The 20,430-nt window shown below is 34.6% G+C and carries 20 protein-coding genes; 17 read left to right on the forward strand and 3 right to left on the reverse strand.

All coding sequences use genetic code 11. The annotated features are described in order from the left end of the window. The 6 genes from ABIN61_08125 to ABIN61_08150 all read left to right on the forward strand — a co-directional run. On the forward strand, positions 1–815 hold an 815-nt coding region (locus ABIN61_08125), incomplete at its 5' end, for a hypothetical protein (GenBank protein MEO0294166.1). Beyond that, on the forward strand, positions 808–1,545 hold the full coding sequence (locus ABIN61_08130; GenBank protein MEO0294167.1) for a polyprenol monophosphomannose synthase: 738 nt from the start codon (positions 808–810) through the stop codon (positions 1,543–1,545). The genes ABIN61_08125 and ABIN61_08130, both read left to right, overlap by 8 nt. Next, a complete protein-coding gene (locus tag ABIN61_08135; GenBank protein MEO0294168.1) occupies positions 1,542–2,519 on the forward strand; it encodes a Gfo/Idh/MocA family oxidoreductase in 978 nt (325 codons plus the stop codon). Before ABIN61_08130 ends, ABIN61_08135 begins: the two co-directional genes overlap by 4 nt. A 1-nt stretch (position 2,520) precedes the next feature. Beyond that, positions 2,521–3,294: a class I SAM-dependent methyltransferase gene (locus tag ABIN61_08140; GenBank protein ID MEO0294169.1), complete on the forward strand. Its 774-nt coding sequence runs from the start codon at positions 2,521–2,523 to the stop codon at positions 3,292–3,294. Continuing rightward, positions 3,291–4,805 (forward strand): glycosyltransferase family 39 protein, encoded by a 1,515-nt coding sequence (locus ABIN61_08145; protein ID MEO0294170.1) that lies wholly within the window; start codon positions 3,291–3,293, stop codon positions 4,803–4,805. The genes ABIN61_08140 and ABIN61_08145 overlap by 4 nt, the downstream gene beginning before the upstream one ends. After that, positions 4,802–5,920 (forward strand): DegT/DnrJ/EryC1/StrS family aminotransferase, encoded by a 1,119-nt coding sequence (locus tag ABIN61_08150; protein MEO0294171.1) that lies wholly within the window; start codon positions 4,802–4,804, stop codon positions 5,918–5,920. Before ABIN61_08145 ends, ABIN61_08150 begins: the two co-directional genes overlap by 4 nt. On the opposite strand, the gene ABIN61_08155 is transcribed toward ABIN61_08150, so the two are convergent. After that, the gene (locus ABIN61_08155) at positions 5,917–6,339 is read right to left on the reverse strand and encodes a GtrA family protein (protein ID MEO0294172.1); all 423 of its coding nucleotides are present in this window, start codon (positions 6,337–6,339) and stop codon (positions 5,917–5,919) included. The two genes, ABIN61_08150 and ABIN61_08155, sit on opposite strands and share 4 nt — an antisense overlap. A 146-nt stretch (positions 6,340–6,485) precedes the next feature. On the opposite strand from ABIN61_08155, the gene ABIN61_08160 reads away from it, so the two are divergent. Further along, positions 6,486–7,529: a glycoside hydrolase family 5 protein gene (locus tag ABIN61_08160; GenBank protein MEO0294173.1), complete on the forward strand. Its 1,044-nt coding sequence runs from the start codon at positions 6,486–6,488 to the stop codon at positions 7,527–7,529. Positions 7,530–7,532: 3 nt separating this feature from the next. On the opposite strand, the gene ABIN61_08165 is transcribed toward ABIN61_08160, so the two are convergent. Both ABIN61_08165 and galT read right to left on the reverse strand, forming a co-directional pair. Beyond that, on the reverse strand, positions 7,533–8,726 hold the full coding sequence (locus ABIN61_08165) for a galactokinase (protein MEO0294174.1): 1,194 nt from the start codon (positions 8,724–8,726) through the stop codon (positions 7,533–7,535). Continuing rightward, positions 8,713–9,678: a galactose-1-phosphate uridylyltransferase gene (galT, locus tag ABIN61_08170; GenBank protein MEO0294175.1), complete on the reverse strand. Its 966-nt coding sequence runs from the start codon at positions 9,676–9,678 to the stop codon at positions 8,713–8,715. The genes ABIN61_08165 and galT overlap by 14 nt, the downstream gene beginning before the upstream one ends. A 130-nt stretch (positions 9,679–9,808) precedes the next feature. Here galT and ABIN61_08175 point away from each other — a divergent pair, with 130 nt between their 5' ends. From ABIN61_08175 to ABIN61_08220, 10 genes are all read left to right on the forward strand, one after another. Continuing rightward, positions 9,809–10,771 carry a sugar-binding protein gene (locus tag ABIN61_08175; GenBank protein MEO0294176.1) on the forward strand — a complete coding sequence of 321 codons (963 nt, stop codon included), beginning with the start codon at positions 9,809–9,811 and terminating at the stop codon, positions 10,769–10,771. A gap of 27 nt (positions 10,772–10,798) precedes the next feature. Then, a complete protein-coding gene (locus ABIN61_08180; GenBank protein MEO0294177.1) occupies positions 10,799–12,307 on the forward strand; it encodes a sugar ABC transporter ATP-binding protein in 1,509 nt (502 codons plus the stop codon). A 12-nt stretch (positions 12,308–12,319) separates the two neighbouring features. Continuing rightward, positions 12,320–13,267 carry a ribose ABC transporter permease gene (locus ABIN61_08185; GenBank protein ID MEO0294178.1) on the forward strand — a complete coding sequence of 316 codons (948 nt, stop codon included), beginning with the start codon at positions 12,320–12,322 and terminating at the stop codon, positions 13,265–13,267. Then, positions 13,267–14,961, forward strand: coding sequence for a ribulokinase (locus ABIN61_08190; protein ID MEO0294179.1), 1,695 nt, complete (start codon positions 13,267–13,269; stop codon positions 14,959–14,961). The genes ABIN61_08185 and ABIN61_08190 overlap by 1 nt, the downstream gene beginning before the upstream one ends. Continuing rightward, complete coding sequence (gene araD / locus ABIN61_08195; GenBank protein ID MEO0294180.1) at positions 14,961–15,653, forward strand: L-ribulose-5-phosphate 4-epimerase AraD; 693 nt, start codon at positions 14,961–14,963, stop codon at positions 15,651–15,653. Before ABIN61_08190 ends, araD begins: the two co-directional genes overlap by 1 nt. 9 nt (positions 15,654–15,662) lie before the next feature. Next, positions 15,663–17,141 carry a fucose isomerase gene (locus ABIN61_08200; GenBank protein ID MEO0294181.1) on the forward strand — a complete coding sequence of 493 codons (1,479 nt, stop codon included), beginning with the start codon at positions 15,663–15,665 and terminating at the stop codon, positions 17,139–17,141. A gap of 129 nt (positions 17,142–17,270) precedes the next feature. Next, positions 17,271–17,801 (forward strand): hypothetical protein, encoded by a 531-nt coding sequence (locus ABIN61_08205; GenBank protein MEO0294182.1) that lies wholly within the window; start codon positions 17,271–17,273, stop codon positions 17,799–17,801. A gap of 122 nt (positions 17,802–17,923) precedes the next feature. Further along, positions 17,924–19,312 carry a TrpB-like pyridoxal phosphate-dependent enzyme gene (locus tag ABIN61_08210; protein ID MEO0294183.1) on the forward strand — a complete coding sequence of 463 codons (1,389 nt, stop codon included), beginning with the start codon at positions 17,924–17,926 and terminating at the stop codon, positions 19,310–19,312. A gap of 16 nt (positions 19,313–19,328) precedes the next feature. Further along, the gene (locus tag ABIN61_08215) at positions 19,329–19,592 is read left to right on the forward strand and encodes a hypothetical protein (GenBank protein MEO0294184.1); all 264 of its coding nucleotides are present in this window, start codon (positions 19,329–19,331) and stop codon (positions 19,590–19,592) included. Continuing rightward, positions 19,576–20,430, forward strand: an 855-nt coding sequence (locus ABIN61_08220) for a nicotinate phosphoribosyltransferase (GenBank protein ID MEO0294185.1), incomplete at its 3' end; no start/stop codon positions are given. The genes ABIN61_08215 and ABIN61_08220, both read left to right, overlap by 17 nt.

Raw genomic sequence — 20,430 nt, forward strand, 5'->3', positions numbered from 1 at the left:
TATCAACTCCTATGATCCTTCATCTTTATTCTGTAAAAGGAGAAAGCTGGGGCGCTGAAGGTGCTAAGATTTCTCTTTCCTATTTTCCTTATAATTTTAAGACAAATTCTTTATTTTATTTTATTAATAGAGAGTTTCCCCTCTTATTTTCTTTATTTGGATTTTTAGGTTTATTTTTTTGGAGGGGTTATTTTAAAGAGAAGGGAATATTATTAAGCTGGTTCTTAGTTTTTTGGGGGGTTTTCCTATTCTTCTATGCAGGAAGTTATAGATTTGGGCAAGATGTTCGTTTTTCTCTTTTATCCTATCCTCCTCTTGCTATTTTTGGGGCTTGTGGTTTTTCCTTTTTGGTTAGAGTTTTTGAGAGGAGGATAAAATTTATAAAACAAATCTTAATCTTTTTTGTTTTGTTCAATTTTACTTCCTTCTTACCTTTTGCTGCCGCAGAAGGAGAAGAAGCTTGGGCAGCGAGAAAAGACCACGAATATGCGATAGAGTTTACAAAGCTTTTACCCCCTAACTCAATTGTTTATACTCATAATCCAAACATTTTCTTATTGAATAAAAAGAGTGCTATTCAAAGCGCAATGGAAACTTACAACCCCGGAATTATTCAATATCATCTTGAGCAATTTAAAGGAGGGGTTTATCTTCATTACAATTATTGGTCTAATACGGATGACCCAATCCAAAGGAGTTTTACAGAGAATATCTTAAATAATTATAATTATATTACAGTTAGGGAGTATTACTATAGGAATTATAAGTATGGTTTATATAAAATAACAGGCAAAAGAATTGAATTTTATGAGTAGGAATAGAATTAGTGTTATTCTGCCAACGTATAATGAGAGAGAGAATATAATTTCTTTAATTGACAAAATTATGGAAGTCTTGCCAGAGAGAAAAGAAATTTTGGTAATAGATGATAACTCTCCGGATGGAACTGCAAATCTGGTTGCGGATTATTGTAAAAGAAATCCTATAGTTCGTTTGATTGTTAGGGAAAATGAGAGAGGATTAAGAACGGCAATAGAAAGGGGGATAAAAGAAGCAAAAGGAGATATTATTGTTTGGATGGATTCTGATGGTTCGATGCCTCCAGAGAAAATTCCAGAGTTAATTGGAGAGATAAAAAAAGGATATGATGTGGCTGTGGGGTCAAGGTATGTTAAAGGTGGAAAAGATAGGAGGACAGATTCGCGAAAATTTATTTTGTTTTTTCACAAACTCTTAAGTAGAATAATAGTGAGTTTCACTTCTTTTATGTTGAATAAATCTTTTAAAGATTGGACAAGTGGATTTATCGCAATTAAAAGTGAAATTGTGAAAAAAATTCCTTTGAGTGGAGACTATGGAGAATTTTTTATTGAGATGATGTACAGAATTTTAGAGAAAAAATATAAGGTAATAGAAGTTCCTTATGAATTGTTTCCAAGAAAGTATGGGAAATCAAAAACCTCAACAGACATTTGGGGGTTTTTTGTAAGAGGCGTTAAATACCTAAGGTGTGTTTTTAATTTAAGGAGGAGAGTAAAAATATGAGGTTTGCAATTATTGGAGCCGGGAGTTTTGGACTAAAGAGAATTTCAGCTATTACTGCAATTCCTGAAAGGGCAGAACTAAAAGTTATTGTTGATTCTGACTTAGAAAAAGCAAAATCAATTGCAAGTAAATATAATTGTGAAGCATTTAAAGATTATAGGGAAATTTTGTCTCGTGATGATATTGATAGTGTCATTGTAGCTACTCCAAATAAGTATCATTGTGAGATATCGAAGGCATTTTTATCAGTGGGAAAGAACGTCCTTTGTGAAAAGCCAATAACTAGAACTGTTGAGGAGGCACAAGAATTAGTAGAAACAGTAAAGACTTCAAAGGCTTTTTTCAAAACAGGCTCAAATCATCGTTATTTCCCGAATGTCCAAAAGGCAAAGGAATTAATAGAACAAAATAAAATTGGTCGTATTATTTTTGCAAGAGGTTGGATTGGTAATAATGGAGATTATGTGAAAGGGAAATGGTTTTGGGATAGAGAAATCTCAGGAGGAGGGACATTTCTTGATAATGGTTGTCATATAATGGATATTTTTAGGTGGTTTTTAGGAGAGTTTTGCGAGTGTAAGGGATATATTGTTCATGATTTTTGGCCGACCGAGGTGGAAGATACAGGTTTTGCTCTTTATAAAACAGTTGACGGGAAAATATGTTTCTTACAATCTTCTTGGATAGAATGGTCAGGATATATGTATATGGAATTCTATGGAGAGAATGGTTTTATTTTTGTTGATTCTCGTTTCTGCAACAAAGTTAGTGTTGGAAGAAGAGATGGTTATTTTGAAACATTTGATTTTTCATCGCTTCCTTCTATTTCTCATAAAATGGAAATTCTTGATTTTATTGAAAAAGTTGAGAATAATCTTCAACCAACTCCAACGGCTTATGATGGAATGAGGGTTTTGAAAATGGTTCATGCTCTTTATGAAGCTGCGAGGAATAATGAGACTGTGAGGTTTTAAAATGGAAAGAGAAATAAATGTTTTTCAAAATTATGCCAAATATTATGATCTTTTATATCGAGAAAAAAATTATAAGGCAGAATGCGATTTTATAGAAGAGGTGTTTCAAAGGTTTTCTAAGTTAAAAATAAAAAATATTCTTGAATTGGGATGTGGAACAGGAGGGCATGCAATCCTTCTTGCAAAAAGAGGATATATATTAATGGGGATAGATTTGTCCCCAAAAATGTTGGAGATTGCAAAAGAGAAAATTAATAAAGCAGGGGTAAATGTTGATTTATATTTACGTGATATAAGAAATTTTAGATTAAATAAAAGGTTTGATTCAGCTATTTGTATGTTTGCGGTTCTAAATTATTTGATTCAAAATGAGGATCTTGAAAGAGCATTAAAAAGTGTGCGGAGACATCTAAAAGAAGGAGGAATCTTTATTTTTGATATTTGGAATGGGCTTGCAGTTATGCGAATTCTTCCTTCTTTTAGAGTTAAGATTGTCGAAGAAGGAAAATTAAAATTAATTCGGGTTGTGGAGCCTGAGCTTCAGGCTATGAATCATTTATCTCGTAATCATTACCGGCTTTTCGTTTTAGAGGAAAATAAACTAATTGAGGAAATAAGAGAGACACATGTAATAAGATTCTTTTTCCCTCAGGAGATAAAATACTATCTTGAAAAGACTGGCTTTGAAGTTTTGAAAATCTGTGAGTTCCCAAAGATTGATTCTGAAGCAAATGAAAATATTTGGAATATAGCTGTAATCTCAAGAGCCATATGAAAAAAAGGAACTTTATCCTCTTATTGATAATTCTTTTTTGTCTTATTACTAGATTGCTAAATTTTGTTGGAGTTGGGATTAACGATGATATTGGTTATATACAAAATGCAAGAGCTCTTGTTAAGGGATATAATTTATTAAGTCCTAAGAGCTTAAATCAGATTGGCTCTCGGCTTGGTATGGTTCTACCTCTTGCTTTGTTATATAAGATATTTGGTTACAACGAGATTGGTTTTACTCTTTATCCATTATTTTGTTCTCTAATTACGTGTTCCCTCATTTATTTCGCATCACTTAAACTATGGGGGCGCTCTTCAGCCATATTTGCTTCACTCCTTTGGGCTACTTACCCTCTTCAGATTGTTTTTGATACTCAACTTTCTCCCTCAGATCAACATGCAACCTGTGTAATAGCCGCTTTCTTTTTTTATTTTTATGCAATAACGGAAGGAGAAAATGATTCTTCAAGATGGAAAAAGATATTATTTTTAATTTTAAGTGGAATCTTTATCGGTCTTGGTTGGTGGGTTAATGAACTTTTTGTGACTTTTATATTTATTATTTTGCCATTTCTTATAATAATGCGACCCCAAATTAGAAATCTTCTTTTTGTTTTTATAGGTTTTTCTTCAATTATGTTCATAGAATTATTAATGTTTAAAATCTCAAGCGGTTCTTGGTTCGCAAAGATTTTCTGTATTCTTCAGACAGAAGAAGAGGTTCTTAGCAATAAAGAATTTTTGTATTTACCAAAAGTTCTTTTTAAAATAATTAATATTGACCCTTCGCCTCTTTCTGGAGAAGGTCATTTTGGGATAATCTGGTATTTATTCATTTTTATAACAATCTTAACATTATTCTTGAAAGATAAACTTTCTTTATCATTTGCCTTGGGTTGTTGGTTTTGGCTTTTTTACTTACAGTGGGGTATACAGTCTCCAGAAGGAACTCCAATCGCTAGATACACTCGGTATATTTCTATGATTGTTCCTCTTCAGTGTCTTACATTTGGAGGAGTATTACAAAGATTCTTTCTAATCTCAAAAAAATTTAGAAGGGTTGTAATCTCTTTATTTTTTCTTCTTCTCATTCATTTATTTTTTGTAGGAAGGACGGCAGCTAAAGGGGCAAAAATAAACACAGAAGATTTTAGAGAAATTACAAAGGTTCTTTTATCTTTAGGAATTAAAAAAGATGAGCCAATTTATACTGATGACCTAACAGCAAATTTCATTGAGCTTTATTCAAAAGAGAGTTTATTTGTTACACATCTTAATAATTCAAAAATTATAGAACCCCCAGAAAGAGGAATTATAATTAAGAATGGGTCTTGGTATTGTTTAAAGTTAGAGGAATATAGGAATACTCTTCCTAAATGGTTTTTGGCTCCTCCAGAAAATCATTGGGAGTTAATACATATTGTTAAAGGAGAAAAGGTATGGTTTTATAAAGATTTTGATCCAGAAATTTACAGAATTCTTCCTAAAAAAACTGAAAGGAGGGAGAAATGATTCCTGTTTGTGAACCCTTTCTTAATGGGAATGAGTTAAAATATGTTCAAGATGCAATTAATTCTAATTGGATTTCTTCAAGCGGAAAATATGTGGAAGAATTTGAGAAGAGGTTTTCTAATTATATTGGAGCTAAATACACAACACTTACAACGAGTGGGACAGCAGCTTTACATTTAGCTTTAAAAGCGATTGGGATAAAAGAAGGTGATGAAGTAATTGTGCCTTCTTTTACAATGATTTCTTGCGCATTTGCAGTTTGTTATTGTGGAGCTAAACCTGTATTTGTGGATTGTGATAGGGAAACTTGGACAATAAATCCTTCTTTAATTGAAGAAAAGATTTCTGCTAAGACAAAAGCGATTATGGTTGTCCATATTTATGGGCATCCTTGTGATATGGATCCAATATTTGAAATTGCAAATAAATACAATCTTCTTATTGTGGAGGATGCAGCTGAAGCTTTGGGTTCTCAATATAAAGGTAAAAAATGCGGGAGTTTAGGTGATATTTCTTGTTTTAGTTTTTTTGCAAATAAAATGATAACATCTGGAGAAGGGGGCGCTGTTGTTACAAACAGAAAAGAATTTTATGATAAATGCCGTTATTTTAAAAATCTTTGTTTCCCTTTAGATAAACCAAGGATTTTTTTACATGATGAAATTGGTTTTAACTATAGAATGACAAATGTTCAAGCAGCTATTCTTCTTGCTCAATTAGAAAAAATAGAGATCTATATTAATTTAAGAAGAGAACACGCTATAATGTATAATGAAAGACTTAAAGATATTAAAGGGATTACCTTGCCCTGTGAAAAAGAGTGGGCTTTTAATTCTTACTGGATGTATTCTATTTTAATTGAGGATGATTTTAACTTAACTCGTGATCAATTAATGCAAAAACTTAAAGAAAAGGGAATTGATTCTCGTCCGTTTTTTATAGGAATGCATAGACAAAAATCCCTTAAGGATTTTGGATGTGATTGTTCTGGAAATTATCCTGTTACTGATGAGATATCCGAAAGAGGTCTATATCTTCCTTCTAGTTCAGGACTTAAGGTTGAAGAAATTGACTATATTTGCGATGTAATTCGTAAGTTCTCAGAGAGCTATTAAGAGGCGACCTTTTTTCTAAAAACGAAATGTTTTGAACCAAGATAGTTAAAAACTGTTCCAAAAATAACCCCACATCCTTGAGCAATCACTTTATAAGGAGGGTGAAATAAATACAAGATTAAATTTAACACTAAAAGGTTAATTGCAAGCCCAATTAGTGTTGTAAGATTAAATTTTAGCCAACTTAATAGAGATAAGGTTTCCTCTTCCATTATTTTTTTAAAAGTCCATTTATGATGTAAAATATAATTCTGAGTTCCTGCAACTAAAAAAGCTAAGACGGCAAATACATTTGGCCATAAATTAAAGATATCAACAAAGATAAAAAAAATAGAAAGGTTTGTAATTGTTCCTAAAAAACCAACGAAGGCAAACTTAAAAAAGGAATGTTTAAAAATAAATTTTAATATTTTAATCATAAAATTGTAATACACATATTATTCCCAAACTTATATGAGTCAAGAGGAAAGTTAATAAATGTTATAAGTTACGATTTCACTAAACACCTCTTATCCCGTTATTGACAGATAAAATTTTTCTATTATATTTTTAAAAAGGAGGAAAAATGGATAAAAGAAAGTTAATTCAAATATTTATTCTATTGTTTTTTCTTGTTTCTTTTGGCAATACCTGCGGAAAAGAGGATTCTAACCAAGGAGGTTCCTCAAATGGTGGGGGGGGCACCCCAGAATTTTTGTTTAGAGGAATAAACATTGGTAATGCCCTTGAGGCTCCAAATGAAGGAGATTGGGGTGTTACAATAAAAGAGGAATATTTTACCTTAATAAAAAACAAAGGATTTGACTTTGTTCGAATTCCGATTCGTTGGTCTGCCCATGCAGAGGTAGATTCTCCTTATACCATAGATTCTAAATTTTTTGAGAGAATAGACTGGGTTATTGATAAAGCCAGATCAAAAAGGCTTTCAGTTATTATTAATATGCATCATTATGAGGAGATTTTCTCTAATCCTTCTCTACATCACTCAAGATTTTTAGCAATTTGGAAGCAAATTGCTGAGCGCTATGCGGATTATGGAGAGTTTTTGTATTTTGAAATATTGAATGAACCTCATGGTAATCTTACTGCTGATCTTTGGAATCAATATCTTAAGGAAGCGATTGATACAATAAGACAGACAAATCCAGAGAGGATTATAATTGTTGGTCCTGTAAACTGGAATTCATATGCTTATCTTAATAGCCTTTCCATCCCTGAAAATGATTCTAATATAATTGTGACCTTTCACTATTATGACCCCTTTCAGTTTACCCATCAAGGTGCTGAGTGGGTAGATGGAAGCGAGGCTTGGCTTGGGACAAAGTGGACAGGAACAGAGCAAGAGAAAAAAGCAATTAGAGACGCTTTTGATAAAGCTAAGGATTGGGCGGAACAGCACAATAGAAAAATACTCTTAGGAGAGTTTGGGGCTTACAGAAAAGCGGATATGGAGTCAAGGGTTCGCTGGACAAGTTTTGTTGCCAGAGAGGCGGAAGCGAGAAATATGCCTTGGGCTTACTGGGAATTTTGTTCGGGATTTGGAATTTATGATCCTAGTGAAAATAAATGGAGAGATAGTCTCGTAGAAGCGCTCATACCTCTAAAATAAAAGTTAATTTATTTTTCTTGCTCCATCTGAGGCTTGAGAAACGTAAAATTCTCCTTTAATATTTGTTTTTTCTTCATATTCCTTACTGACCCTTTTTATTATTTCCTCCCGAAAGCTTTTTTCTATAAGAGCAATTGTGCATCCTCCAAATCCTGCCCCGGTCATTCTTGCTCCATAAACTCCTTCTGATTTTAAAAATCCACTAACCATTATATCAAGTTCAGGAGAACTAACCTCATATAAATCTTTTAGAGATTTGTGAGATAATATCATTAGCTCTCCTAATTTATTTAGGTCTCCTTTTTCTAAAGAATCTACTGCTTGGAGAACTCTTTCGTTTTCGTAAATTACATGTTCGCACCTTTTAGCTATAAGTAGAGGAAGAAATTTTTTGTATTCTTCAAATTCTTCTTTTTTAATACAGCTTAGATTTTTAATCTCTTTTCGTTTTAGACATTTTTTTAAAATTTCTAAGCCTTCACTACATTCGCGAAGCCTTTCATTGTAAGCGGATTTTACAAGAGCTCTTTTAATTTTTGTATTTCCAATAATTATTTCTTTATTTTTCATATTGTGAAAAGGAATAAGACGGAAATCTAATGTCTCACAATTTAAAAATAGAGCATTATCTTTTTTCCCGAAGGTTATTACAAACTGATCCATTATACCACTTTTTACACCAATGAATTCATTTTCAGCTTTTCTACAAAGGATTGGGATTTTTTCCTCTTCTATAGTTTCCCCAGAGAGTTCTAATAAAATTTTCATCGTTAAAACTTCAATAGCAGCAGAGGAGGAGAGACCGCTTGCCACAGGTATATTTCCTTCGAAAATTATCTCTGCCCCATTTATTTTGAGCCCTTCTTTTTGTAAAACCCAAGCAATACTCAAAGGGTAGTTTGCCCAGCCAATTTTTTCATCATATTTGAGCTCATCCAGAGAAACCTCAAACTCCCTTTCAAAATTTTTTGATTTTAAATGGAGTTTTCTATCTTTTGTTTTTCTCGCAACACCAAGGATGCTAAGATTTATTGCAATAGGTAAAACATAACCTCCATTGTAATCTGTATGTTCGCCAATGATATTTACCCTTCCAGGTGCATTGAAAATTTTTATTCCTTTTGTGTCACCAAAAGTTCTTTTAAAGTCTCTTTTAAGAACTTCTATTCTCTCTTTTAAAGATTTATCCTTTACCATAAATTTTCTCCATGGTTTTTCTCAACTCTTCTGCTTTTTCTTCAGGAGAAGTAGGATTTCCGTGGGTCCAAGAACCTGTTTCAGAACTGGCATTAAATTTTTGTGTTTTTTCATTTCTAAGGGGAGGGTAAAATTCAATATGGAACTGATAGTAAGAGTAATTCCCTCCATCTGTTGGTTTTTGATGGAAACACATCATATATGGGAAATCCTTTTTGAAGAGATTATCATAGGTGGTGACAATTCTTTTAAGGGATTTTCCTAAATCTTCTTTTTCTTTCTCATTGAATTCATCAATAGATAATCGATGTTCTTTAGGAATTATGAAGACCTGATAAGGATAATCCGCAAAATAAGGGACAAAGGTTACAAAGGAATCATTTTCATCAACAATCCGTTCTTTTGTTTTCAGTTCCTCTTTAAGAATTTCAATGTGAAGATTTTTATTTTCTTTTTCAAAAAATTCTTTGCAGGAAGAAAGTTCTATTTCTATCTTTTTTGGTATAAAGGGGAATCCATAAATCTGACCGTGTGGATGAGTTATAGTAACGCCAACCTCTTTTCCTCTATTCTCAAAAATGAAAACATATTTTATAAAATCTTTACCGCCAAGTTCTATATATTTAGTAATCCAAAGATTGATTAACTTTTTAATTTGATCTAAAGATAGTTTTCCAAGAGAACCTTTGTGTCGTGGGGAGTATAAAATTACTTCGCATTTACCATAAGACTTTGCATTTATATAAATTGAAGAGCTAAGGGGAGTCACTTCTGGAGGATCAGGTCTTAAAATAGGCCAATCATTATCATATGATAAAACTTCATACTCCTTTGGAACTTGAAGAGAACCCGGACAGAAGGGGCAATAATTAGGAGCAAGAGGTCTATTTTGTCTTTCTGAAGAGACCATCACCCACCACTTAAGAACAGGATTCCATCTCAATTCATACATTTTTAAAAATATAAGAATTTTGCTAATTATTGTCAATAACTAAGATTGAAATAATTTTAATATTTTAAGCTGAAAAGCCTTGACATTGAATTAAATTTCATTAATTGATATTATTAGAAAGGGGGTCAAAATGAAAAAAGTATTATTAGGCTTTTTTGCTCTAGGAGTCATTTTAATTTCGTTAATAACCACTGGGTGTGTTAAAAAGAAAGAAGTGCTCACTTTTATGCTTGTTCCAAAATCAGTTGGGCATCCTTATTGGGTTGAAGTGGAAAGAGGAATGAATGATATGGCAAAAGAGTTAGGCGTAAAGGCTATTTTTAACGGTCCCCCAACAGCAAGCAGTGCTTTACAAATTTCTATTATAGAAGGAGCAATTTCAAGTAAAGTTTCTGGAATTGGGATTTCTCCAAATGAACCAGAAGCTGTAGAAGCTGTTATTAAAAGTGCTACTGATAAAGGAATTCCAGTGATAACTTTTGATTCGGATTCCCCTAATAGTAAGAGACTCTATTATATTGGCACAGATAATTATAAAGCCGGAAAGGTTCTGGGAGAGCATTTTGTAAAGATAGCTGGCACAAAAGGGAAAATAGCTCTACTTACTGGAGGACTCGGTGCATTGAATCTCAACGAGAGAATAAAAGGTTTTAAAGATGCAATCGCTTCTTATCCAGAGTTGAAAATTGTAACTTTACAGGCAAATAATGATGATGAATCTCTTGCGTTTAGTCAAGCTGAAGCAATCCTCCAATCCCATCCAGACCTTTTAGCGTTTGTAGGCTTTAATGCACCTGCGGCACCTGGAGCTGCAAGGGCAGTGAAAGCTCTTAACAAAAAGGGGAAAATAAAAATAGTTGGATTTGATACTGTCCCTATCACCTTAGATTTTATAAGAGAAGGATACATTCAAGGGACAGTTGGGCAGAGACCTTATATGATGGGTTATGTCAGTATAAAGGTTCTTTATGATATTTGTCTTGGTAAAGAACTTGAACTTCCTGAGGGGTTAAAAGCTGTGGATGGTATCATAGACACTGGAATAATTTTTGTAACAGCTGAAAATATAGACGAATACTTCCCTAAAGAATAAAGGTTATCTTAAAAGGTAAGTTTATAAATGAAAAAAGAGGGAAACGAAAATAAGCACATTTTGGAGATCAGGAATGTATCCAAAGCTTTCCCTGGAGTAAAAGCTTTAGACAAGATTTTTTTTAATCTTAAAAAAGGGGAAGTTCACGCTTTAGTAGGTGAAAATGGAGCAGGAAAGTCTACGCTTTTGAAAATACTAGCAGGAGCTTATAAAAAAGATGAGGGTAAAATAATTTTAGATGGAGAAGAAGTAGAAATAATAGGGCCAAAACACGCACTTGATATGGGAATCAGCGTGATTTATCAAGAATTTAATCTTATCCCAAACTTGAGTATTGCGGAGAACATTTTTCTTGGGAGGGAACCCAGAGCTCGAAGAGCTTTTGTGAATTTCCCTAAATTATACAAAGAGGCTGAATTTTTCCTAAGAAAAATAGGGATGAGAGAAAGTCCTAAGACTTTAGTGAAAAATCTAAGTGTAGCTCAGCAACAAATGGTAGAGATAGCAAAGGCTCTTTCTTTTTCTTCAAGAATAATAATAATGGATGAGCCGACTTCAGCTTTAACAGAATCGGAGAAAAATACACTTTTTAAAATTATAAGGGAACTTAAAGATAAAGATGTTTCTGTAATTTTTGTTTCTCATATAATTAATGAGGTTTTTGAGATAGCAGATAGAGTAACTGTTCTACGTGATGGAAAACATATAGGAACTTTGGATATTCAAAAAACGACTCCTGAAGAAATTGTTAGAATGATGGTTGGTAGAAAACTAAAAGATTTTTATCCAAAAGTGGAGGCAAAAAAAGGGAAGGTTATCTTAGAAGTTAAAAATCTTACGAAGAAACCGAAATATGAGAATATTAGTTTTAAGCTTCACGAGGGAGAGGTTTTAGGCTTTGCAGGTCTTGTTGGGTCAGGGAGAGAAGAGGTTATGCGTGGAATTTTTGGTATTGAGGCACCTCATTCTGGAGAGATATACATAAAAGGGAAAAGGTTAGAAAGAAACTCTCATTTTGAGAGAATAAGACTAAAAATGGGATTTGTTCCGGAAGATAGAAGAAATGAAGGGCTTATTTTAATCGCTTCTTTAAAAGATAATATAAATATCACGAAGCTCCCAGAAATAAATTTTTATGGAATAGTGAGACAGAAAGAAGAAGAAAAAATAGCGAATGAATATTGTAAACGTCTTAAAATAAAGGCTTTGGATACAAAACAGATTGTTCAAAATTTAAGTGGTGGGAATCAACAAAAGGTGGTGATTGCCAAATGGCTTGTAATAGATCCTGGAATTCTTATCTTGGATGATCCTACTAGAGGTATAGATGTTGGAGCAAAAAATGAAATATATTCACTTATTAATGAGTTGGCTAAAAAAGGGATTGGGATTATTTTGATTTCTTCAGAACTTCCGGAGATTATAAATATGAGTGATAGGATTCTCGTAATGAGGGAAGGGAAAATTATAGGTGAATTTTTAAAAAAAGAAGCTACACAGGAAAAAATTATGAAGCTTGCTGCTTTAAGGAATTAGGAAGGAGAATATATGGACTTTAGGAGTATTTTCAGAAGCACAGAATTTGGAATATTTATTGCATTTCTTGTATTATGCGCTATTCTTTCTTTTGCAACTCCTAATTTTCTCACTTTATTTAACATATTCACTGTGATGAAACAAGTTTCTTTTATTGCAATTATGAGTGTTGGTATGACAATGGTGATTCTTACTGCTGGGATAGACCTCTCTGTAGGAGCTGTTTTGGGGCTTGTGAATGTTCTTACTGCAATTCTTATAAAAAAAATTGGTTTATTCCCAGGGGTAAGCTCCGCTTTATTAGTTGGAATGATCCTTGGTTTTCTAAACGGAATAATTATAGTAAAATGGGACTTACCGCCTTTCATTGTTACTCTTGGTATGATGAATATTGCAAGAGGAATGGCAATGGTTATAACAAAAGGTTGGCCAATTACAGGTTTACCAGAGTGTTTTGGTTGCCTTGCGGAGGGGCACATTGGCGTTGTTCCTATCCCTGTCATAATAATGATAATTATATATATATTAGGTTATCTTTTTCTATCTCGCACGATTTGGGGAAGATATATTTATGCCTCAGGAGGTAATGAAAAAGCTGCTTGGCTTTCTGGGGTAAATGTGAATAAAATCAAAGTAATGGTTTATACAATAACAGGTTTTTTAAGTGGTCTTGCTGGGGTGATGATGGCATCTCGTCTATCTCAGGGCTCTCCAATAACAGGGATTGGTTATGAGCTCTCTGTTATAGGAGCTGTTGTTATTGGCGGAACAGACCTAATGGGAGGTAAAGGGTCTGTTCTCGGATCTCTTATTGGTGCCTCAATTATGGGTGTTCTTGAGAATGGTCTTGTGCTTTTAGGCGTTTCTGCTTTTTGGCAACAGGTAATTCTAGGAGTGGTTATAGTTGTTGCGGTGGCTGGTGGAAGTGTAAGGAGAAAGATATTCCTTAAAGGAGAATGATGAAAAAATATGCGATTGGTCTAGATTTTGGAACAAATTCTTGTAGAAGTGTAATTGTTGATTTACAAGATGGGTGCGAACTTGCAACTAGTGTTTTCCCTTACCCTTCAGGGGAAGATGGAATTTTTCTTGATCCTAAAGACCCAAATATCGCAAGGCAAAATCCTCGGGATTATCTTAAAGGTATAAAGGAAACAATTACAGGAGCAATTTCCAAGGCTAAGGAAAATTTTCCCGATTTTACTCCCGAGAATATTATAGGGATAGGTGTTGATACAACAGGAAGCAGCCCGGTTCCGGTAAATGGAGAAGGTAAGCCTCTTTGTTTTTTACCTGAGTTTGAAGATAACCTAAACGCAATGGTTTGGTTGTGGAAGGATCACAGTTCTCATCTTGAAGCTGCTCAAATTACAGAACTTGCAAGAAAAATGCGCCCAGAGTTCTTAAGTAAAATTGGTGGGGTTTACTCTTCTGAGTGGTTTTGGAGTAAGATTTTACATTGTTGCAACACGGATCCACGTGTTTTTGAAGCGGCTCAGAGTTTTGTTGAGATATGCGATTGGATTCCTGGAGTTCTTGTGGGGGAAACAAGACCCGATAAAATAAAAAGGAGTGTGTGTGCGGCGGGTCATAAAGCTATGTATAACGAAAAGTGGGGAGGTTTACCTGATAAGGAATTTCTTGGGGCTCTTTCTCCTGCCTTAGCGAGTTTACGTGATCGCTTATACAAAAAAGCTCTCTCTTCTGATAAGATGGCGGGCAGGCTTACCTCTCAATGGGCTAGAGAACTTGGGCTTAGACCTGGGATTGCTGTTGCAGTTGGAGCTTTTGATGCGCATATGGGAGCTGTGGGTGCAGGAGTAAAACCTGGAATTCTTGTGAAAATTCTTGGGACAAGCACCTGTGATATAATGGTCTGGCCAAATAATAAAGAGCTTCCAGATATACCCGGTGTTTGTGGAATAGTGGATGGTTCAGTACTTCCAGGATATTTTGGAATTGAAGCAGGGCAATCCGCTGTGGGAGATATTTTTTTATGGTTTATAAATAATCTCGTTCCAGAAAAATATGGGAAGACAATGGATGAGAAATTTAAGAACCTTGGAATTGAAGCTGAAAAGCAAAAAGTGGGTGAGCATGGGTTAATTGCTCTTGATTGGAATAATGGGAATCGAACAATTCTTGTGGATGCCCGTTTGAGTGGTCTTCTTCTCGGACAAACTCTTCATACCCAACCACACGAAATATATCGTGCTTTAATTGAGGCGACAGCTTTTGGAGCGTTAACCATTATTAATAGGCTTGAAGAATATGGAGTAATGGTAAAGGAGATTGTGAATTGTGGTGGCCTTGCAGCTAAAAATCCTTTCCTTATGCAAGTATATGCAGATATTACTGGTAGACCAATGAAAGTTTCACGGAGTGACCAAACCCCCGCTCTTGGAGCTGCAATTTTTGGCGCTATAGCCGCAGGGGAAAAGGAAAGTGGTTTTTCTAATATACTTGAGGCTCAAGAAGTGATGACTGGGATAAAAGAGGTATATAAACCAATTGAGAAAAATCATCTTGTTTATAAAAAAATGTATTCTCTTTATAAACAGTTACACGATGCTTTTGGGACAGAAAATTGGAAAGGGCAAATGTATAATGTTATGAAAGACCTACTCACCATTAGGGATCAGCAGAGAAAATGATGCTTTCAGAGTTAAAAGAAAGAGTGTTTAAGTCAAATTTAAATTTAGTAAAGGATAATCTTGTTATTTTGAGTTGGGGAAATGTTAGTGGCATTGATAGAGATAAGGAGTTAGTTGTGATTAAGCCAAGTGGGATCCCATACGGAGAGATGAAAGTTTCGGACATGGTTGTTGTGAATCTTGATGGAGAGATTGTTGAGGGTTCTAATAAACCATCCATAGATACTCCAACGCATTTAAAATTATACCGCCATTTTGAAGATATTGGGGGAATTGCTCATACTCATAGTAAATTTGCTACAATTTTCGCCCAAGCAGGAGTTGAAATTCCATGTCTTGGGACAACTCATGCGGACAGTTTCTATGGAGCGATTCCTATCACTAGATTTCTTTCAGAGGAGGAAACGGGAAAAGATTATGAAGAAAATACAGCGAAGGTAATTATTGAGTTGTTTAAAGAAATGAATCCCCTTGATATGCCTGGAGTTCTTGTAAGAGGGCATGGCCCTTTTACTTGGGGAAAAACCCCGGAAGAAGCAGAGAGGAATAGTTTTATTCTTGAAAATGTTGCCGAAATGGCTTTTGGCACAATTTTACTTAATCCAAAAAGTGAAATTTTGCCGGAGCACATTTTAAGGAAACATTACTGGAGAAAACATGGGCCAGGTGCCTATTATGGGCAGAAAAAATAAGGAGGAAATATGGAAAACGTTCCTAAAATTAATTTGGGTATAATTGCGGTAAGTAGAGATTGTTTTCCAATTGAATTATCTCAAAGGAGAAGAGAAGCGGTTTTAGGTGAATGTTTGAAAAAGAAAATTCCAATAACAAAGATAGAAACAATAATAGAAACTGAAAAAGATGTTTTAAAAGCATTAAAGGAAATTAAGGAGAAAGAGATTAATGCTCTTATTATTTATCTTGGAAATTTTGGACCCGAAGGACCCACAACATTGCTTGCTCAGAAATTCTCAGGGCCAGTTATGTTTGTAGGGGCCGGGGAGGAAGATGGGGCCAACCTAATTCATGGTAGAGGAGATGCATATTGTGGTCTTTTAAGTGCTTCCTACAACTTGGGGTTACGACATATTAAGGCCTATATACCTGAGTATCCTGTTGGTTTACCTTCAGAAATTGCAGATATGATAAAAGATTTTATCCCAATAGCGAGAATTCTTCTTGGTATTAAAAAGCTTAAAATTTTCTCCTTTGGGCCGCGTCCGCAAGATTTCATTACCTGCAATGCTCCAATAAAACCTCTCTATGACCTTGGTGTAGAGATTATGGAGAATAGTGAACTTGATTTATATGATATTTACCTTAAAGAAAAAAATAATCCGGAAGTTAAAGAAGTCGTTCAGGATATGGAAAAAGAGATTGGTAAAGGGAATACATATCCTGAACTTTTACCAAAACTCGCTCAGTATGAAGTTGCTCTTAAGAAATTTAGAGAGAAAAATTTGGGGGCTTCTGAATTCGGCGTATTTGCAAATAAATGCTGGCCTTCCTTTGAACGTTACTTTGGTTTTGTCCCTTGTTATGTTAATTCCAGATTAGCTAAAATAGGAATTCCGGTTTCCTGTGAGGTGGATATTTATGGTGTATTAAGCCAATATATTGTTACTTGTGCTTCAGAACTTCCCTCAACAATTCTTGATATAAACAACACAGTCCCTCCTGATATTTATAAAAAATCAAAAAATAAAATAGGCAGATACAAACTTAAAGACCTTTTTATGGGATTTCACTGCGGGAATACACCTTCTTCTTGTCTTATTTCTTCTAAAATTAAATATCAACTCATTATGAACCGGCTTATGGAGCCTGGTAAGGAACCTGAGATAACAAGAGGAACTCTGGAGGGAAGGATAAAACCAGGAGACATTACAATTTTTCGGCTTCAGTCTAAACCAGATACAACTCTTCTTTGTTATGTTGCTGAAGGAGAGATTCTTGATGTAGATCCAAAAACCTTTGGAGGGGTAGGTATTTTTGCAATAAAAGAAATGGGAAGATTTTATCGACACGTTCTTATTGGTAAGAAATTTCCTCATCATACGACTATTGCTTTCAAACATATTGGGAAGACACTTTTTGATGCGATGAAAGTTCTTGGAATTGAGGATGTTTCTTTTAATCATCCATCTGGTATGCTTTATCCAGATGAGGCTCCATTTTAATGATCTCTTTAATATATTTGGATGAGCCTAGAGGGGCCGAATCTTTCCTTTGATCTTAAGTAATAATTTTCAGAAAGGGTTGACAAAATCATTATAAAGCATTAATATAATTAAAAAGGAGGTAACAAGATGAGTAAGAAATTTAAGTTTTTTTTGTTAGGAAGTTTATTCTTGGTATTTTTATTCTATTCCTGTGATGAAGAAATAGCTACACCAGAAGTAGAGATTGTGAGGGTTGGGCCTCTTGGTTTTTTAGTGGATTCTTCTACTTCTATTGTTAAAATTGATTCTATTGTATTTCAAGTTTTAAATGGTGTAGAGGCTATTCTAAAGGGTTCTTATACAGAATTCTATCGTATTGGAGGAGTAGGTGGTTCAGACGAATTTCTTTATTCAACTCCACGATGTGGTAATATGGATTTGCGTTTGAAAGCAAGGATAGGGAAAAAGCCAATTGGGGAGCCTGATACACTCTATTACACTTATTTATTTAACTATCCACTCAATGTAAAAGAAGCTGTGGAAGCCTTGTATAGTGGTGATCCTAAAGAGTGGTTATCAGTAGAAGCAAGGGTTCATTTTTATGGGATTAGTTATTACGATCTAAAGGATACTTTCACAGTAACTCATAGCTGGGAATTGAGAAGAGTAGAAGAGTAGAAACATTTCGATAACTTTTCTAAAACTTTATTCAAAATTGTTAAATAATTTTGTTTATTAAATCTTCTTGACTTCTATTATCTTAATATTAATATTAAAATTTAAAGGATAGGAGGTTTTCTATGAAAATAAAGGTAGTCTTAACTGAAGATGAAATCCCAAGAAAGTGGTATAATCTTGCGGCAGACTTACCCTCGCCTTTACAACCACCTCTTGGACCGGATGGGAAACCAATTACTCCCGAAATGCTTGCCCCTGTTTTCCCAATGAATTTAATTGAGCAGGAGGTAAGCCAAGAAAGATGGATAGATATTCCGGAAGAGGTTTTGAATATCCTTTATAGATGGAGACCAACCCCTCTTCATAGAGCTAAGTTTTTAGAAGAATACTTAAACACTCCTGCAAGAATCTATTATAAAAATGAAAGTGTTTCCCCTCCTGGGAGTCATAAACCGAATACTGCTGTAGCTCAGGCTTGGTATAACAAAAAATTTGGAATAAAGAAATTGACCACTGAAACAGGAGCAGGACAGTGGGGAAGCGCTTTGGCTTTTGCATGTTCAATTGTAGGGCTTGAGTGTAAAGTTTTTATGGTAAGGATTAGTTTTGACCAAAAACCATTTAGAAAAACGATGATGCAAACCTGGGGCGCAAAATGTGTTGCAAGTCCAAGCATGGAAACAAAAGCAGGAAGAGAAATATTAGAGAAGATGCCTGATACTCCTGGTAGTCTTGGGATTGCAATAAGTGAGGCAATAGAGGAAGCGGTAACAGATCCAACCGGGAAGACAAGATATTCTCTTGGAAGTGTTTTAAACCACGTTCTACTTCATCAAACTATTATTGGACTTGAGGCGAAAAAGCAACTTGAAAAGATAGGGGAGAAAAAAGTAGATGTTGTTATTGGTTGTGCGGGAGGGGGGAGTAATTTTGCAGGGTTAGCCTTTCCTTTTGTTAATGACAAAATTCATGGTGAGGAAATAGATATAATTCCTGTTGAACCTACTTCTTGTCCGACAATGACAAAGGCTCCTTTTGTATATGACCATGGAGATACAGCAAAGATGACACCTCTTTTACCAATGCACTCTCTTGGACACGATTTTATTCCACCTCCAATTCATGCTGGAGGACTTAGATATCACGGAATGGCTCCTCTTGTTTCTCAAGCAATAATAGAAGGTCTTTTAACACCGAGAGCAATTAATCAATTAGAGTGTTATGAGGCAGCTGTTATCTTCGCAAGAACGGAAGGAATAATTTGCGCTCCTGAAACAAGCCATGCAATCGCAGCCACTATTCAAGAGGCTAAAAAAGCGAAGGAAGAGGGCAAAGAGAAAGTTATCCTCTTTAATTTAAGTGGGCATGGACTTTTAGATTTAACGGGTTATGAGAGTTATTTTAGCGGGAAATTAAAAGACTATCCTCTACCAGAGGAGGAGATGAAAAAGTCTCTTAAGAGTATAGAGGGACTACCGAAGCCAAAAATTGTTAGAACAGGAAAATGGTAATGTGAAATAAGTTTTTATGGAGCAATTTGACAATGAAAGCATCTATTGTAGAAAACTTGGGCATTGGCTTACTTTTAATTACTGTAGAAGAGAAAATAAAGGATTCCCTTGTAGAGGTATTATTAGTTGCTGGTTTGAAAGAATAGAAATTGAGAAGTTTCTAAAGGAAAATTATGAAAAAGGGGAAATTTCTTATCTTTTTGAACCTCAACCTTCTAAACTTGCCTCTATTATAGAGTTGATTGAGGATACCAAGAGAAGAAATGAATGCAACTCTTAAAGAAATCCTTGAAGGTAAGACAACAGATATATATTTTCGGAGAGCCATTGAAATTTTAAGAAGAAAGAAAAAGAACCCTGAGGTGGTTGCTGAAGTTTGGGCAAAAAAACTTCCGGAGAAATATGAGTGGGGAATATTTACTGGACTTAGTGAAGCGATTGAATTATTTAAGAATAAGAAGGTTGATGTTTGGGCTTTACCTGAGGGAAGCGTTTTTTTTGAGAAAGAGCCTGTTTTCACTATCAAAGGTAAATATTTAGAATTTGCAGAATTGGAAACTCCATTACTTGGTTTTTTATGTCAGGCTTCTGGAATCTCTACGAAAGCAGCAAGATGTAAAATAAATGCAGATGGAAGAATTATTATTTCTTTTGGATCGAGAAGAATGCATCCATCTATAACCCCTATTATAGATAGATATGCTTATATTGGAGGAGTAGATGGAGTTTCTTCTGTTTTATCTGCAGAGAAATTAAATCTAAAACCAACAGGGACGATTCCCCACTCTCTAATTCTTATCTTTGAAGATACAGAGGGAGCTGCGCTGGCTTATGATGAAGTAATTTCTAAAGAGATTCCCCGCATTATTCTTGTAGATACCTTTGGAGACGAGAAAATTGAAGGAGTAAGACTTGCAGAGAGCTTAAAACAAAAATTGAATGCGATTAGAATTGATACTCCTTCTTCAAGAAGGGGAGAACTGAAATTTATCTTGGAGGAAACAAGAAAGGAATTAGATTATAGAGGTTTTAATAATGTGGGGATATTTGTCTCAGGGGGATTAGATGAATACAATATTGTAGAGCTTAATCCTTGGGCAAGTGGGTATGGAATAGGA

It is taken from the genome of candidate division WOR-3 bacterium (assembly GCA_039804165.1).
In the GTDB taxonomy this organism is placed as follows: domain Bacteria; phylum Hydrothermota; class UBA3072; order UBA3072; family UBA3072; genus JAFGHJ01.

Excerpts from the sequence above, each read along its gene's own strand:
- ABIN61_08175 (MEO0294176.1), top strand. The coding sequence starts at position 9,809 with ATGAAAAAAGTATTATTAGGCTTTTTTGCTCTAGGAGTCATTTTAATT.
- ABIN61_08135 (MEO0294168.1), top strand. The coding sequence starts at position 1,542 with ATGAGGTTTGCAATTATTGGAGCCGGGAGTTTTGGACTAAAGAGAATT.
- galT (MEO0294175.1), bottom strand. The coding sequence starts at position 9,678 with ATGTATGAATTGAGATGGAATCCTGTTCTTAAGTGGTGGGTGATGGTC.
- ABIN61_08180 (MEO0294177.1), top strand. The coding sequence starts at position 10,799 with ATGAAAAAAGAGGGAAACGAAAATAAGCACATTTTGGAGATCAGGAAT.
- ABIN61_08205 (MEO0294182.1), top strand. The coding sequence starts at position 17,271 with ATGAGTAAGAAATTTAAGTTTTTTTTGTTAGGAAGTTTATTCTTGGTA.
- ABIN61_08130 (MEO0294167.1), top strand. The coding sequence starts at position 808 with ATGAGTAGGAATAGAATTAGTGTTATTCTGCCAACGTATAATGAGAGA.
- ABIN61_08165 (MEO0294174.1), bottom strand. The coding sequence starts at position 8,726 with ATGGTAAAGGATAAATCTTTAAAAGAGAGAATAGAAGTTCTTAAAAGA.
- ABIN61_08210 (MEO0294183.1), top strand. The coding sequence starts at position 17,924 with ATGAAAATAAAGGTAGTCTTAACTGAAGATGAAATCCCAAGAAAGTGG.
- ABIN61_08150 (MEO0294171.1), top strand. The coding sequence starts at position 4,802 with ATGATTCCTGTTTGTGAACCCTTTCTTAATGGGAATGAGTTAAAATAT.
- ABIN61_08155 (MEO0294172.1), bottom strand. The coding sequence starts at position 6,339 with ATGATTAAAATATTAAAATTTATTTTTAAACATTCCTTTTTTAAGTTT.
- ABIN61_08160 (MEO0294173.1), top strand. The coding sequence starts at position 6,486 with ATGGATAAAAGAAAGTTAATTCAAATATTTATTCTATTGTTTTTTCTT.
- ABIN61_08190 (MEO0294179.1), top strand. The coding sequence starts at position 13,267 with ATGAAAAAATATGCGATTGGTCTAGATTTTGGAACAAATTCTTGTAGA.
- ABIN61_08200 (MEO0294181.1), top strand. The coding sequence starts at position 15,663 with ATGGAAAACGTTCCTAAAATTAATTTGGGTATAATTGCGGTAAGTAGA.
- ABIN61_08140 (MEO0294169.1), top strand. The coding sequence starts at position 2,521 with ATGGAAAGAGAAATAAATGTTTTTCAAAATTATGCCAAATATTATGAT.
- araD (MEO0294180.1), top strand. The coding sequence starts at position 14,961 with ATGCTTTCAGAGTTAAAAGAAAGAGTGTTTAAGTCAAATTTAAATTTA.
- ABIN61_08185 (MEO0294178.1), top strand. The coding sequence starts at position 12,320 with ATGGACTTTAGGAGTATTTTCAGAAGCACAGAATTTGGAATATTTATT.
- ABIN61_08145 (MEO0294170.1), top strand. The coding sequence starts at position 3,291 with ATGAAAAAAAGGAACTTTATCCTCTTATTGATAATTCTTTTTTGTCTT.
- ABIN61_08215 (MEO0294184.1), top strand. The coding sequence starts at position 19,329 with ATGGAGCAATTTGACAATGAAAGCATCTATTGTAGAAAACTTGGGCAT.